Annotated in this window: 14 protein-coding genes; 9 read left to right on the forward strand and 5 right to left on the reverse strand. The window is 58.0% G+C overall.

Going from position 1 to position 14,140, the window contains the following annotated elements:
* The first annotated feature begins 40 nt into the window (after positions 1–40).
* The 6 genes from thiL to G5332_RS14175 all read left to right on the forward strand — a co-directional run bounded on the left by thiL (position 41) and on the right by G5332_RS14175 (position 7,349).
* Positions 41–1,000: a thiamine-phosphate kinase gene (gene thiL, locus G5332_RS14150; RefSeq protein WP_421172945.1), complete on the forward strand. Its 960-nt coding sequence runs from the start codon at positions 41–43 to the stop codon at positions 998–1,000.
* The gene (locus G5332_RS14155) at positions 997–1,491 is read left to right on the forward strand and encodes a phosphatidylglycerophosphatase A (RefSeq protein WP_227341281.1); all 495 of its coding nucleotides are present in this window, start codon (positions 997–999) and stop codon (positions 1,489–1,491) included. Before thiL ends, G5332_RS14155 begins: the two co-directional genes overlap by 4 nt.
* Before the next feature lie 487 nt (positions 1,492–1,978).
* Entirely contained in the window at positions 1,979–3,703 is a 1,725-nt protein-coding gene (locus G5332_RS14160; RefSeq protein WP_100654430.1) for a dipeptide ABC transporter ATP-binding protein, read from the forward strand.
* Positions 3,704–3,773: 70 nt separating this feature from the next.
* Positions 3,774–5,330 (forward strand): ABC transporter substrate-binding protein, encoded by a 1,557-nt coding sequence (locus G5332_RS14165; RefSeq protein WP_103250977.1) that lies wholly within the window; start codon positions 3,774–3,776, stop codon positions 5,328–5,330.
* A 99-nt stretch (positions 5,331–5,429) separates the two neighbouring features.
* Complete coding sequence (locus G5332_RS14170) at positions 5,430–6,404, forward strand: ABC transporter permease (RefSeq protein ID WP_042080630.1); 975 nt, start codon at positions 5,430–5,432, stop codon at positions 6,402–6,404.
* 3 nt (positions 6,405–6,407) lie between these two features.
* Positions 6,408–7,349: an ABC transporter permease gene (locus G5332_RS14175; protein WP_019445927.1), complete on the forward strand. Its 942-nt coding sequence runs from the start codon at positions 6,408–6,410 to the stop codon at positions 7,347–7,349.
* 209 nt (positions 7,350–7,558) lie between these two features.
* Here the strand turns inward: G5332_RS14175 and dxs are convergent, their stop codons facing one another.
* The 3 genes from dxs to xseB are packed head-to-tail and all read right to left on the reverse strand — an operon-like array spanning position 7,559 to position 10,591.
* Complete coding sequence (dxs, locus tag G5332_RS14180) at positions 7,559–9,427, reverse strand: 1-deoxy-D-xylulose-5-phosphate synthase (protein ID WP_421172946.1); 1,869 nt, start codon at positions 9,425–9,427, stop codon at positions 7,559–7,561.
* 21 nt (positions 9,428–9,448) lie between these two features.
* Positions 9,449–10,339 carry a (2E,6E)-farnesyl diphosphate synthase gene (ispA, locus tag G5332_RS14185; protein WP_421172947.1) on the reverse strand — a complete coding sequence of 297 codons (891 nt, stop codon included), beginning with the start codon at positions 10,337–10,339 and terminating at the stop codon, positions 9,449–9,451.
* A complete protein-coding gene (gene xseB / locus G5332_RS14190; RefSeq protein WP_005338838.1) occupies positions 10,340–10,591 on the reverse strand; it encodes an exodeoxyribonuclease VII small subunit in 252 nt (83 codons plus the stop codon).
* 211 nt (positions 10,592–10,802) lie between these two features.
* Here xseB and pomA point away from each other — a divergent pair, with 211 nt between their 5' ends.
* The 3 genes from pomA (at position 10,803) to greA (ending at position 13,095) form a co-directional block, all read left to right on the forward strand.
* Positions 10,803–11,561, forward strand: coding sequence for a flagellar motor protein PomA (gene pomA, locus G5332_RS14195; protein ID WP_216951954.1), 759 nt, complete (start codon positions 10,803–10,805; stop codon positions 11,559–11,561).
* Positions 11,562–11,569: 8 nt separating this feature from the next.
* The gene (locus G5332_RS14200; protein ID WP_216951953.1) at positions 11,570–12,463 is read left to right on the forward strand and encodes a flagellar motor protein MotB; all 894 of its coding nucleotides are present in this window, start codon (positions 11,570–11,572) and stop codon (positions 12,461–12,463) included.
* A 155-nt stretch (positions 12,464–12,618) separates the two neighbouring features.
* Positions 12,619–13,095 carry a transcription elongation factor GreA gene (gene greA, locus G5332_RS14205; RefSeq protein WP_216951952.1) on the forward strand — a complete coding sequence of 159 codons (477 nt, stop codon included), beginning with the start codon at positions 12,619–12,621 and terminating at the stop codon, positions 13,093–13,095.
* Positions 13,096–13,149: 54 nt separating this feature from the next.
* Here greA and G5332_RS14210 read toward each other — a convergent pair whose 3' ends face one another.
* Positions 13,150–13,734 (reverse strand): PilZ domain-containing protein, encoded by a 585-nt coding sequence (locus tag G5332_RS14210; protein ID WP_421172949.1) that lies wholly within the window; start codon positions 13,732–13,734, stop codon positions 13,150–13,152.
* Between the two features lie 103 nt (positions 13,735–13,837).
* Complete coding sequence (gene yhbY / locus G5332_RS14215) at positions 13,838–14,134, reverse strand: ribosome assembly RNA-binding protein YhbY (protein WP_033114153.1); 297 nt, start codon at positions 14,132–14,134, stop codon at positions 13,838–13,840.
* Between the last annotated feature and the right edge of the window lie 6 nt (positions 14,135–14,140).

Genomic DNA, 14,140 nt, shown 5'->3' on the forward strand with positions numbered 1-14,140 from the left:
ATCTAAGAGAGGAGCCAGCTTATTGCTGGCTTTTTACTGTATGGGTGAATTTGAGCTGATTGATAAGTACTTCAAGGTCCCCCACGCCCGCAAGGACGTGGTGATGGGCCCTGGAGATGACTGTGCCCTGCTGACCCTGCCCACCGATACCCAGCTGGCGGTGAGCACCGACACTCTGGTGAGCGGCGTACACTTCTTTCCCGACATGGATCCGGTGGATCTCGGCTACAAGGCGCTGGCGGTCAATCTCTCCGATCTCGCCGCCATGGGGGCCGAGCCGCGCTGGGTGTCGCTGGCGCTGACCCTGCCTGCCATCAACGAAGGTTGGGTTGCCGGTTTTGCCGAAGGGTTTCTGGAACTGGCCGAGTACTACAACGTGGCGCTGGTGGGCGGAGACATGACCCGCGGGCCGCTCTCCATCACCATCTCGGTGAAGGGGTCGGTGCCTGCCGGTCGCGCCCTGATGCGCAGCGGTGCCAAAGCCGGTGACGGCATCTATGTGACCGGCACTCTGGGTGATGCCGCGCTGGCGCTCTCCCACCTGCTGGGCAAACGCACCCTCAACGAGAACCAGCTGGCTGCCGTGCTGCCACGGCTCGACCACCCCCATCCCCGCATTCTGGCCGGACAGGCGCTGCGCGGGCTGGCGGGCAGTGCGCTGGATCTCTCCGATGGTCTGGCATCGGATCTCGGCCATATCCTCAAGGCGTCCGGTGTGCGTGCCCAGATCGATCTCGATCTGCTGCCGCTCTCACCGGTGCTGCAGGATGCGGTGAGCGAGCAGGATGCGTGGCAACTGGCGCTGGCCGGTGGCGATGACTATGAGCTCTGCTTCACCGTACCGGAGGAGCACCGCGGCGCGCTCGATACGGCGCTGGCCCACAGCGGGGTCAAGTTCAGCCGCATCGGCCGCATCGTGGCGGGCGAGCCGGGCATCGACTACCTGCGTGGCGACCAGGCGGTCGAGTTGCAACTGAAAGGGTGGGATCACTTCGCATGAGTTTGTTCAGGATAAAGCTCGAGCTGACACGACTGGATCTGAAAAATCCGCTTCATTTTTTGGCGGTGGGGTTTGGTTCCGGTCTCAGCCCCAAGGCGCCGGGCACCATGGGCACCCTGGCGGCCATTCCGCTCTACCTGCTGGTGAGCGGGCTGCCGACCCACTGGTTTATCGCCTTGCTGGCGGTGGGTTTTGTGGTCGGTATTCGTATCTGCCAGAGCGCCACCGATGCCATCGGTATGCCGGATCACGGCGCCATCGTCTGGGACGAGGTGATCGGCTTTGGCGTCACCATGATCGCAGCGCCAGCCGGTTGGGAGTGGGTGGTGGCGGGATTCGCGCTGTTCCGGTTGTTTGATGTGCTCAAGCCCTGGCCCATCTCCTGGTTTGATCGCCGGATCCACGGTGGCCTGGGCATCATGCTGGACGATCTGATCGCCGGCCTGTTCGCCCTGTTTTGTATGCAATTACTGGCATTCTGGCTCGGTTGAGAGCCATCTTCCGGGGGATGACCGTTCTGGCATCCCCCGATTTATATCTGCTTAATTTTCATTCATCGGCATATGCTGCCGTTTATCATCCATTTCACATAAATATTCACTACTCATTCGGGGCTGGTGATCGTTTTGGAAATAGTGATAAATGCTGCTTGTTGCGTTGTTGTTGAAATTAAAGTAATGATACCAATAGATGTGCGGACGCACCGGCCATTTGTGTGATGAAAATCATCATTTATCTCTGCCGAATTGGTGGTTATCTGCACAAAACATTGCGGAATTGTATAACTCAATCATTTACACCCGTGGTCAAACCGTCTAAGTTACTCGCGGGTTATTCCAAAAAAATGCAAAAAACCCGCCCGGATCGCTGGTTTCGCTGCCTCATGGATTGAGCAAATATTGCCCAAGGTAACAACCGGCATCTGCGGCTGATTTACGGACGAATTATTTGGGACGGATGTCCCCCGCAGAGGTAAACATGTCCTTGCTCGAAGTAAAGAACTTGCGGATCGAGTACCCCTCCCGCTACGGGGTGCTGGCCGCGGTGAAGGATCTCTCTTTCTCTATCGAAAAGGGTGAGATTGTCGGGGTGGTCGGTGAATCCGGCGCCGGCAAGTCCACCATCGGCAACGCCGTTATCGACCTCCTGAGCCCGCCGGGTCGCATCGCCCGTGGCGATATCTATCTCAATGGCGAGCTCATCTCCGGCAAGAGCCAGAACGAGATGCGGGCCATCCGTGGCTCCCGTATCGGGTTCATCTTCCAGGACCCCATGACCTCCCTCAACCCGCTGTTCACCGTTGAGCATCAGTTGGTGGAGACCATTCTGGCCAATACCGACCTCTCTCGCGAAGCTGCTTTTGCCAAGGCGCTGGAGCTGATGGGGGCGGTGGGTATTCCGCAGCCGGAGCTGCGTATCAAGCAGTATCCGCACCAGTTCTCCGGTGGCATGCGTCAGCGGGTGGTTATCGCCATTGCGCTCTCCTGCGATCCGGAGCTGATCATCGCCGATGAGCCGACCACGGCGCTCGACGTATCCATCCAGGATCAGATCCTCCAGCTTATCCGCGCCCTCTGCAAAGAGCGTCAGGTGGGCTGCATGCTGGTGACCCACGACATGGGGGTGGTCTCCAACGTTACCGACAAGGTGGCGGTGATGTATCGCGGCGATCTGGTGGAGTTCGGCCTGACCGAACAGGTACTGGGCAGCCCCAATCACCCCTATACCCGCAGCCTCATCTCGGCGGTACCTCGCTCCGACGTGAAGCTGGTGCGTTTCCCGCTGGTCTCCTATATCGAGGATGCCAGTGCGCCGGATACCAATATTGACCTCAAGACCCACTGGCTTGGCCAGAGTCAGGACGAGCGTGCCTATGAAGGGGCGCTGCTGCGGGTGGAGAACGTCGATCTGAAGTTCGTCACCAAGGACTCCATCTTCCCGAGCCGCCGCCAGTATGTGCGCGCCTGCAACAACATCAGCTTCGAGATCTTCGAAGGGGAGACCTTCGGTCTGGTGGGGGAATCGGGCTCCGGCAAATCGACCATTGCCCGCGCCATCACCGGTCTCTATCCGCCTGATACCGGCAAAATCTTCTTTGAGGGGATCGATCTGACCGCTCTCAAGAGCGAGCGCGAGCGTCGCCCGCTGCGTCGCCAGATGCAGATGGTGTTCCAGAACCCCTATTCGTCGATGAACCCGCGGATGAAGGTGCGCGACATCATTGCCGAGCCGATCCGCTTCCATCAGCTGGCGAGCAGCGAGAGCCAGATCGAGGGGATCGTCGGCGATCTGCTGGATCACGTGGGTCTCGGTCGTGGTGCTGGCCTCAAGTATCCCCACGAGTTCTCCGGCGGTCAGCGTCAGCGCATCTCCATTGCCCGCGCCCTGGCCACTCGCCCGCGCTTCCTCATCTGCGACGAGCCGACCTCGGCGCTGGATGTGTCGGTGCAGGCCCAGATCCTCAACCTGCTCAAGGATTTGCAGCAGGAGCTCAAGCTCACCATGCTGTTCATCAGCCACGATCTGCCGGTGATCCGCCAGATGTGCGACCGCATCGGGGTGATGCAGCACGGTCATCTGGTGGAAGTGGCCGAGACCGAGAAACTCTTTACCAATGCCGAGCATGAGTACAGCCGCAAGCTGATCTCCCTCATGCCGGAGTTCAAGGGAATGTCCCGCGAGGGGCTGGAAATCGCAAGCTAGGAGAGCGCCGGTGCGCCGGTCTGCTTGTCAAAAAAAGTGTCATAAGAAAGCCAAAAGCATGGAGAACAAGATGAAGAAAGGATTGTCCAAGATTGCCCTGGCGCTGTTTGCCGCCGGTTTCGCCTTCAGTGTCTCAGCCGCTGATATCAAGGTGGGTGTCGCTTCTGACGCCACTTCGCTGGATCCGCAGGAGCAGCTCTCCGGTCAGACCCTGGAGATGTCGCACCTGGTATTCGATCCCCTGATGCGTTACACCCAGGACCTGCAGTTCGAGCCCCGTCTGGCCGAGAAGTATGAGCGTATTGACGACAAGACCGTCCGCTTCCACCTGCGCAAAGGGGTCAAGTTCCACTCCGGTAACGACTTCACCGCTGACGACGTGGTGTGGACCGTCAACCGCCTGAAATCCTCCGTCGACTTCAAGGCGATCTTCGATCCCATCAGCGAAGTGAAGAAGGTCGATGACTACACCGTCGATCTGATTACCGCCAAGCCCTTCCCGCTGGTGCTGCAGACCGTCACCTACATCTTCCCGATGGACTCCAAGTTCTACACCGGCAAGACCGAAGCGGGCAAAGACAAGGCCGAGATCGTCAAAAACGGCGACTCCTATGCCTCTACCCACGTCTCCGGTACTGGCCCGTTCACTGTCAAGTTCCGCGAGCAGGGTGTGAAGCTGGATTATGCCCGCAACGCCAACTACTGGGATAAAGCCTCCAAGGGTAACGTCGAGAACCTGACCGTAGTGCCGATCAAGGAAGATGCGACCCGTGTTGCAGCCCTGCTGGGTGGCGACGTGGACATGATCTATCCGGTTGCGCCGAACGATCTGGAGCGCGTGAAGAATGGCAAGGACTCCCAGCTGGTTACCCTGTCCGGTACCCGTGCCATCATCATCGAGCTGAACCAGAACACCAATCCGGCGCTGAAAGACAAGCGCGTGCGTCAGGCCATCAACTACGCCATCAACCAGGTGGGTATCGTCGAGAAGATCAACAAGGGCTTCGGTACCCCTGCTGGTCAGCTGAGCCCGAAAGGCTATGCCGGTCACAACGAGGCGCTGGTACCCCAGTATGATCTGGCCAAGGCCAAGGAGCTGATGAAAGAGGCCGGTTACGAGAAAGGCTTCAAGATGACCTTCATCTCCCCGGCAGCCCGCTACGTCAACGACGTCAAGATTGCCCAGGCTGTCTCCGCCATGCTGGCCAAGATCAACATCAAGGTGGATCTGAAGACCATGCCGGTGGCCCAGTACTGGCCCGAGTTTGACAAGTGCGCCGCGGACATGCAGCTGATCGGCTGGCACTCCGACACCGAAGATACCGCGAACTTCTTCGAGTTCCTGACCTTCACCAAGGACGCCAAGACCGGTATGGGTCAGTACAACTGCGCCGGTTATGCCAACGCCGAAGCTGACAAGCTGGTGATGGATGCCAACGCCGAGACCGATCCGGCCAAGCGTGCCGAGATGCTGAAGAAGGTCGAAGCCATGCTGATCGAAGATGCTGCCTACGTGCCGTTGCACTGGGAAGATCTGGCCTATGGCGCCAAGAAGAACGTCGACATCAAGCCGGTGGTCAACGTGATGAACTTCCCTTACCTGGGTGACCTGGTGGTCAGCAAGTAAGAGAACGTCGCAAGGAAGGACGGGGCGGGGTGGTCAGCTGGTCACTCCGCCCACTAACAGAAGCCTGTGCCACGACACAGGCCACGTAGAAGGACAAGCATGTTTACATTCCTGCTGAAACGGTTCTATCAGGCCGTGATAGTGATGTTCGTCATCAGCCTGGTCGCCTTCTCCATCCAGGATAACCTGGGTGACCCGTTGCGCGAGCTGGTGGGACAATCCGTCTCCGAAGCCCAGCGTCACGAGTTGCGCGAGAAGATGGGCCTTAACGATCCCTTCCTCATCAAATACAGCCGCTTTTTGAAAAATGCGGTGCATGGTGATTTGGGCACCTCCTATTTCTTCAAGCGACCCGCTCTCGAGGTGATCCTCGACAAGCTGGTGGCTACCCTTGAACTGGTGTTTGCTGCCGCGCTCATCATCGTGGTGGTCTCCATTCCACTCGGTGTCTATTCGGCGATCCGCCCGCGCAGCATTCCCACCAAGATCATCATGGCGGGGAGCAGTATAGGTATCTCGATCCCGGTATTTTTGACCGCCATCATGCTGATGTACCTCTTCTCCATCCAGCTGGGCTGGCTGCCAGCCTATGGCCGCGGCGAGACCCGTAACCTGCTGGGCTGGGAGTCGGGCTTCTTTACCTGGGATGGCATCCTGCACCTGATCCTGCCGGCGGTGTCGCTCTCCTCCATCATGCTGCCGCTGTTTATCCGGCTGGTGCGCTCCGAGATGCTGGAGCAGCTCTCCTCTGAATACGTCAAGTTCGCCCGTGCCAAGGGGCTGGACAACAACAAGGTCTACTACAGCCACGCCCTCAAAAACACCATGCTGCCGGTCATTACCGTCGGTGGGGTGCAGATCGGCACCATGGTGGCTTACACCATCCTGACCGAGAGCGTGTTCCAGTGGCCGGGTACCGGCTTCCTGTTCCTCGAGGCGATCCACCGGGTCGATACGCCCCTCATCACCGCCTACGTCATCTTCGTGGGACTGATCTTCGTGGTGACCAATACCCTGGTCGATCTGCTCTACGGGTTGATCAACCCGACCGTTAACCTGACCGCCAAGGGGTAACAGATGACTAATGCTGTAACTGCAAGCCCAAGCCGTTGGGCACGATTCAAGAACTCTGACATCGTCTACTACTTCCTGCGGGACAAGGTAGCCATGTTCAGCTTTGCGGTGTTCGTGGTATTTGTGCTGGCGGCGCTGCTGGCCCCCTGGCTCGCCCCGCACAACGTCTATGACCAGACCAGTTTTGATCTGATGGATGCCGAGTTGCCCCCCTCCTGGCTCGAAGGCGGCGAGGAGCGCTTCTGGCTCGGCACCGACAACCAGGGGCGGGATATCTGGAGCACCATCCTCTATGGCGCCCGTATCTCCCTCACCATCGGCCTGTTTGCGGTGGCGCTGCAGCTGGTGCTTGGTATCGTCATCGGTCTGATTGCCGGTTATTTCGGTGGACGTATCGACAACCTGCTGATGCGCTTTGCCGATGTGCAGCTGTCGTTCTCCACCATGATGGTGGCGATCATCATCTCCGCTATCTTTCAGGCGACCTTTGGCTCCGAGTTCTACTCGAAGTTCGCCATCATGATGCTGGTGGTGATCATCGGTATCGCCGAGTGGCCGCAGTATGCCCGTACTGTGCGCGCCTCTGTGCTGGCGGAGAAGAAGAAGGAGTATGTGGAAGCGGCCAAGGTGATGGGGTTCCGCGCCCCGCGCATCATGTTCCGCCACATTCTGCCCAACTGTTTGTCGCCTATTCTGGTCATCTCCACCGTGCAGGTGGCCAACGCGATCATGAGCGAGGCGGCGCTCTCCTTCCTCGGTCTGGGGATGCCGGTTGATCAGCCCTCGCTCGGTTCGCTTATCAGCGTCGGCTTCAACTACATCTTCTCCGGCTCCTGGTGGATCACCGCCTTCCCGGGCATCTGTCTGGTGGTGCTGGTGCTGGTCATCAACCTGCTGGGTGACTGGCTGCGGGATGTGTTTAACCCCAAGATCTACAAAGGTTGATAACCTGCGCAAGAACTTACTGCGAGGCCGTGATCAAGGCTCATGTGCTGCTCGGAATCCTCATGTATTCACATATACTCCGGTTCCTGCGCTGCTCTTTACCTTGTTGACGGACTTCTCGCAACAGTTCTTGAACAGGTTCTAGATTATGAAGAACAAGAAGGGCGCCAGTGAGGCGCCCTTCTTTTGCTTGATAGCTTTAAGCGTTATCAGGCTTTCAGCCAGATTTCGATGCTGCGCTGGATGCCAGCATCGTCCAGACCGAGCAGGGCATAGATCTCCTGCTGGGTGCCCTGTTCGACGAAGCGATCCGGCAAGCCAAGGTTGAGCACCGGCTTGCACTGCTTGCTGCGCATCAGCAGTTCGTTCACCGCCGAACCGGCGCCGCCCATGATGGCGTTGTCTTCCAGAGTGACGAACTGATCGTGGCTGGCCGCCAGCGACAGCACCAGCGCCTCATCCATCGGTTTGACAAAGCGCATGTCCACCAGGGTGGCATCCAGCGCTTCGGCGGCCGCTTTCGCGTGGTGCAGCAAGGTGCCAAACGCCAGAATGGCAGTGCCCTTGCCTTCTCGCATGATACGTCCCTTGCCAAGCGCCAGCGCCTGCATCTCTGACGAGATGGGGGCGTCGCTCAGGCTGCTGCCGCGCGGGTAACGCACTGCGGCAGGGCCCTGATGGAGATAGCCGGTATAGAGCATCTGGCGGCACTCGTTCTCGTCGGAGGGCGTCATCACTACCATGTTGGGCACGGTACGCAGGAAGCTGATGTCGAATGCCCCCTGATGGGTCGGACCATCGGCGCCCACTAGACCGGCTCGGTCGATGGCGAACAGCACCGGCAGATCTTGCAGCGCCACGTCATGGATCACCTGATCGTAGGCGCGCTGCAGGAAGCTCGAATAGATGGCCACCACCGGCTTCTTGTCGGCGATGGCAAGACCGGCAGCGAAAGTGACTGCATGCTGCTCGGCAATCGCCACATCGAAGTAGCGATCCGGATACTGCTGGCTGAATTTCACCAGCCCGGAGCCTTCTCGCATGGCAGGGGTGATGCCGACCAGCTTCTCGTCTTTGGCGGCCATGTCGCACAGCCATTGGCCAAAGATGGCGGAGAAGGTTGGTTTGGCGGCACTCGCTTTCGGCAGGGAACACTCGTCTGGATTGAACTTGGGCACAGCGTGATAACCGATGGGGTCTTTCTCCGCCGGCTCGTAACCCTTGCCCTTCTTGGTCTTGACGTGCAGCAGCTGAGGGCCCTTGAGATTGCGCATGTTGCGCAGGGTCTCGACCAGCGCTTCTATATCGTGACCGTCGATGGGGCCGATATAGTTGAAGCCGAACTCCTCGAACAGGGTGCCGGGCACCACCATCCCCTTGAGGTGCTCTTCGGCCCGCTTGGCCAGCTCCTTGACCGGTGGCAGGCCTGCCAGCACCTTCTTGCCACCTTCGCGGATGGTGGTGTAGAGCTTGCCGGACATGACCCGGGCCAGATGGTTGTTGAGCGCCCCGACATTCTCGGAGATGGACATCTCGTTGTCGTTGAGGATCACCAACATGTCCTTGTGAACATCGCCGGCGTGGTTGAGCGCTTCAAAGGCCATCCCTGCGGTAATGGCACCATCACCGATCACTGCAACGACCTTGCGACCCAGCCCTTCACTCTCGGCGGCGACCGCCATACCGAGCGCCGCACCAATGGAAGTGCTGGAGTGGCCGACGGAGAGCACGTCGTATTCACTCTCGCCACGCCAGGGGAAGGGGTGCAGACCATCCTTCTGCCGGATGGTGTGGATCTGATCACGGCGCCCGGTCAGGATCTTGTGGGGATAGGCCTGATGGCCCACATCCCAGATCAGCCGATCGAACGGGGTGTTGTAGACGTAGTGCAGGGCGACGGTCAGTTCGACCGTGCCGAGACCGGAGGCAAAGTGTCCGCTGGAGCGGCTGACAGAGCGCAGCAGATATTCGCGCAGCTCGTTGCACAGCACCGGCAGCCGATCTTTGGGCAAGGAACGCAGCTCGACCGGAGTGTCCGCGAGGGCCAGGTTGGGGAAATTGCTAATATCAACGCTCATATTGTTACTGTTATCCAGCGTTTAGTGGGTTCGCTCGATGATGTAATCGGCAAACGCTTCCAGAATGTCGGTATTGTAGGGCAAGGATTGCAGGGCTGTTAAGGCTTTCCCATGCAGTTCGCGAGCCAGCTCACGGGCATTTTCGAGTCCGAGCAGGGCCGGATAGGTACTCTTCTCCAGCGCCAGGTCAGAACCTTGTGGCTTGCCCAAGGTGGCGGTATCACCTGTGATGTCAAGGATGTCATCCTGCACCTGAAAGGCGAGGCCAATTGCGGCGGCGTAGGTTTGCAGGGCAGCCAGCGTGGCGTCATCGACATCGGCTTTGCACAGGGCGCCGAGCGCCACGGCACATTCAATCAGTGCACCGGTCTTGTGGCGGTGTACCTGTTCCAGCTCGGCCAGTGAGATCTGGCGACCTTCGGCCTGCAGATCCAGCGCTTGACCGCCACACATACCAAGATAGCCGGAGGCGCGGGCGAGGGTACTCAGCATCCGCACCCGGTTGGCCATCAAAGTATCGGGCATGGGGTGATCGGCCAGAATGGAGAACGCCAGGGTCTGCAGCGCATCACCGGCCAGAATGGCGGTGCCCTCATCAAACGCCTTGTGGACGGTTGGTTGGCCGCGACGCAGATCGTCGTCATCCATGGCTGGCAGGTCATCGTGCAGCAGGGAGTAGGCGTGGATGCACTCCACCGCTGCGGCTGGGCCATCCAGCAGCTCGCTCTTTACGCCCAGCATCTCGCCGACGGCGTAGACCAGGAAGGGGCGCACCCGCTTGCCGCCCAGCAGCAGGCCGTAACTCATGGCATCGCGCAGGCGTGGCGCCATGGCGGGCAAGGATTCAAGTTGTGCTGACAGACAGTCGTCAATTCGCTGACGATGCAGACGGGAAAAATGGTCCAGCGCCACTCACTCCTCTCCTTGTTCTGGCTGGAAGGGGGCGAGCTGGTCGCTGCCATCGGCTTGACTGAGCAGGATCTGGATCTTCTGTTCGGCCAGTTCCAGCTTCTGCTGACCGGCCCGTACCAGATGAACGCCTTGCTCGAACTGTTTGAGCGCCTCTTCCAGGGGTAGGGAACCTTGTTCCAGCTGATGAACGATGGTTTCCAGCTCTTCGAGAGTGGCATCAAAACTCAGGCGGTCGATTTTTTTACTGGCCATGTCCATCCTCGGGGATTGAAAAAAACGGCTTATATTAACATCGACCGTCCACAGGGGGGAGGCAGAAAAACGCTGCCTCCTCAAACTCTCGATAAACTGGCCGATAATGAACCATGATTCTCAGTGGATGCATGCTTGCCGCTTGGGTCGCAATAGCAGAAAATTCAACAAACTATAATTGGGAATAAGAACCGGTGACAGGAGTAGGGACGTGGATCTAGGCAGTCTGATAGGGATAGTGCTGGGTTTCGGGGTGGTGGTGTACGGCATGCTGCTGGGGGGCCCCATGAGCATGTACGTCGACATGCCATCGGTCTACATCACCGTATTGGGCTCCATCTTCATCGCCATGATGAAGTTCAACCTAGGCCAGTTTCTGATGGCATTTAAGGTCGCTGGTAAAGCTTTTATGTACAAGGGCGACAAGCTGGAAGACCTCATAGTTAAAGCCGTTGAGCTTGCCGATGCCGCCCGTAAAGGCGGATTTCTGGCGCTTGAAGCGGCCGAGATTCCCAATCCCTTCATGAAAAAAGGGATCGATATGCTGGTGGATGGCCATGATGCCGATGTAGTGCGCGCAGTGATGGAAAAGGATATCGAGTTGACTGCCGAACGTCACGTCATTGCGATCAAGGTGTTCCGTACCCTTGGGGATCTTGGCCCGGCGATGGGGATGATCGGTACGCTGGTGGGTCTGGTGGCCATGTTGGCCAATATGAGTGATCCCAAATCTATCGGTCCTGCCATGGCTGTAGCCCTCTTGACCACTCTGTATGGTGCGATCGAAGCCAACATGCTGGCCATCCCGATAGCCGACAAGCTGGAACTGCGCAGCGGCGAAGAGCGCCTTAGCCGTTCGCTGATCCTCGATGCCATCATGGGGATCCAGGATGGCCAAAACCCGCGGGTGATCCAGTCCATGCTGCAGAACTATCTGAACCAGTCCAAACGCAACAACGGCAGTGAATAGGGAGCCCTATGTCTGATTGCAAATGCCCGCCTCCCGGCCTGCCCGGTTATATGGGGACCTTCGCCGACCTCATGTCTCTGCTGATGTGCTTTTTCGTGTTGTTGCTCTCCTTTGCCGAGATGGATGTGCAGAAGTTCAAGCAGATTGCGGGGTCCATGGAGAAGGCATTCGGGGTCCAGAATATCCTTGAGGTGAAAGATATTCCGAAGGGAACTTCTGTCATTGCCCAGGAGTTCCGTCCTGGCCGCCCAGAGCCAACCCCGATTGATACCGTGATGCAGCAGACCATGGACATGACCCAGACCGAGCTGGATTTTTTGCCCGGTGAGGCCGAGCAGGCAGGTGGTCAGGACAAGAGTGATGGCAAGCAGACGGGGGGGGACACAGCTCAGGATGCTCAGAAGGCGCAGCAGCAGTCCAATACCCTGGCAAAGGCGCTGGCCGAGCAGATGAAAGATCAGATCCAGGATGGTGCCATCGAAATCGAGGCGTTGGGACAGCAGATCATCATCCGGATCAGGGAAAAAGCCTCCTTCCCGGCTGGCTCGGCGTTTCTGCAACCCCAGTTCTGGCCGGTTATTCGCAAGGTCGCGACCCTGCTCAAGGATGTACCGGGTGAAATCACCATATCCGGTCACACCGACAACGTGGCGACCGAAGATGAACTGTTCCAGTCCAACTGGGAGTTGTCGTCGCAACGGGCGGTGGCGGTGGCACACCAGATGATCAAGGTCCCAGGATTTGATCAGGGACGCTTGATCGTGCAGGGGATGGCCGATTCCCAACCATTGGTGCCCAACAATACTCCCGAGAATCGCCGGATGAACCGACGGGTAGAGATCGCTATCATGCAGGGCAAACCGACCATTTCCTCTCCTATTTCGGTACCGGAAGGAAAGTAATATTTCTTGGAGCAACAGATAAAGCGGGATCTGCATCAGGGGGCCGACATGGATTTTGTGTTGGCTTCATATTAAGATGCGCCATCCGAACCGAGTGCTGCGGCGTCCTGACAGATAGCCGCAGCTTCTATTTTCAAGCAACCCAGGTTTCGACTATGAATCATACTCCGATGACTGTTCGCGGCGCTGAGAAGCTGCGCGAAGAGCTCGAATATCTCAAGACCGAGCTTCGTCCCCAGATTATCGAAGCGATTGCTGAAGCCCGTGAGCACGGCGATCTGAAGGAAAACGCCGAATACCATGCCGCCCGTGAGCAGCAGGGGTTCTGTGAAGGCCGCATTCAGGAAATTGAAGCCAAGCTCTCCAATGCCCAGGTGATCGATGTCACCAAGATGACCAACAATGGTCGCATCATCTTTGGTGCCACCGTGACCCTGCTCAAGAGCGAAACAGAGGAAGAGGTTATCTACCGCATCGTGGGTGACGATGAGGCTGACATCAAGCAGAACCTTATCTCTGTCAACTCTCCGATTGCCCGCGCTCTGATTGGCAAGGAAGTGGACGATGTGGCGCTCGTCAAGACGCCCGCAGGTGATGTGGAGTACGAAATCTTGGACGTTGCCTACATCTGATGTAGTTAATGCGGGATGAGACGGGGGAGCACTTGCTCCCCTGTTTGTTGCGCTTCAGGCTGGTTGGTAAGCGTCGTTGAAGGTGTCCTGATGGCGCTGAAACAGCCAGTGACGAAGTCGCTCTATGTTTGCCTCGCTCATCTGGAAACTGAGTGCCCAGGTTGCACGGTCTGCATTAGATTTGACCCGTCTCACCAGCCTGGCCTGCAAGGGAAATGGCGCCTCTGGGGCGATCTGCAGAGTTCCCTGCAAGGTAGTATCCGCCATCATATCTGTGGGCAGATCTTCCACGATGAGGCCATTGAGCGAAAGGCTCAGCACTTGGAGTACTCCATGAGCTGTTTGCAGTGTCGCTTTCTGGGCAAGTCTCCAAGCTCTTGGCTGGGCAAACCCCAGCTCCCGGATCACTGGCGCAGCGAGCCGAGGCTCGACAAAGCCATCTTCTCTCTGGATAAAGGTGAGGGGGAATCGCAACTGATGGCCTGCATAGCGGGCTTCCAATACCAGCTGTTCGGCTTTTTGCAGCAAGCCAAGCATGGGGTTGTCGAGATGTCCGCTCAGAAGGTGGGTCGCCTCCGAGCATCCCAGCTCCCGCAACATGGTCAGTTCATCGTCGGTCAGAATAGGATGGTGAGCCATGGCGCGTGTCCGAAACTATTCATCGCAGGTTAAGGGCTTGGCGACTACTGTGGCAAGCGACTCGGGAAGAAGTGAAATAAGGAAAGAGCAATGCTCTTTCCTTTTACTTGCGAGGCAGCTGGATTTTGGGTTCGTTGGCCTGACGATAGATGGTCAGCACATGACCCATGCTCTGTACTTTTACAGAGCCTGTTTCACGGACGATGGCATCCATAACCAGTTGTTTCATCTCGCGATCTTCAGAGGCAACCTTAACCTTGATCAGCTCGTGATGGTTCAGCGCCAGATCGATCTCCGCCAGTACACCTTCGGTCAGACCGTGCTGACCCAGCAGGACGACAGGCTTGAGGCTGTGGGCAAGGCCCTTGAGGTACTGTTTCTGTTTATTGTTGAGAATCATCGCAAT

The organism is Aeromonas sp. 603757 (genome assembly GCF_049171255.1).
Classification (GTDB): domain Bacteria; phylum Pseudomonadota; class Gammaproteobacteria; order Enterobacterales; family Aeromonadaceae; genus Aeromonas; species Aeromonas veronii_A.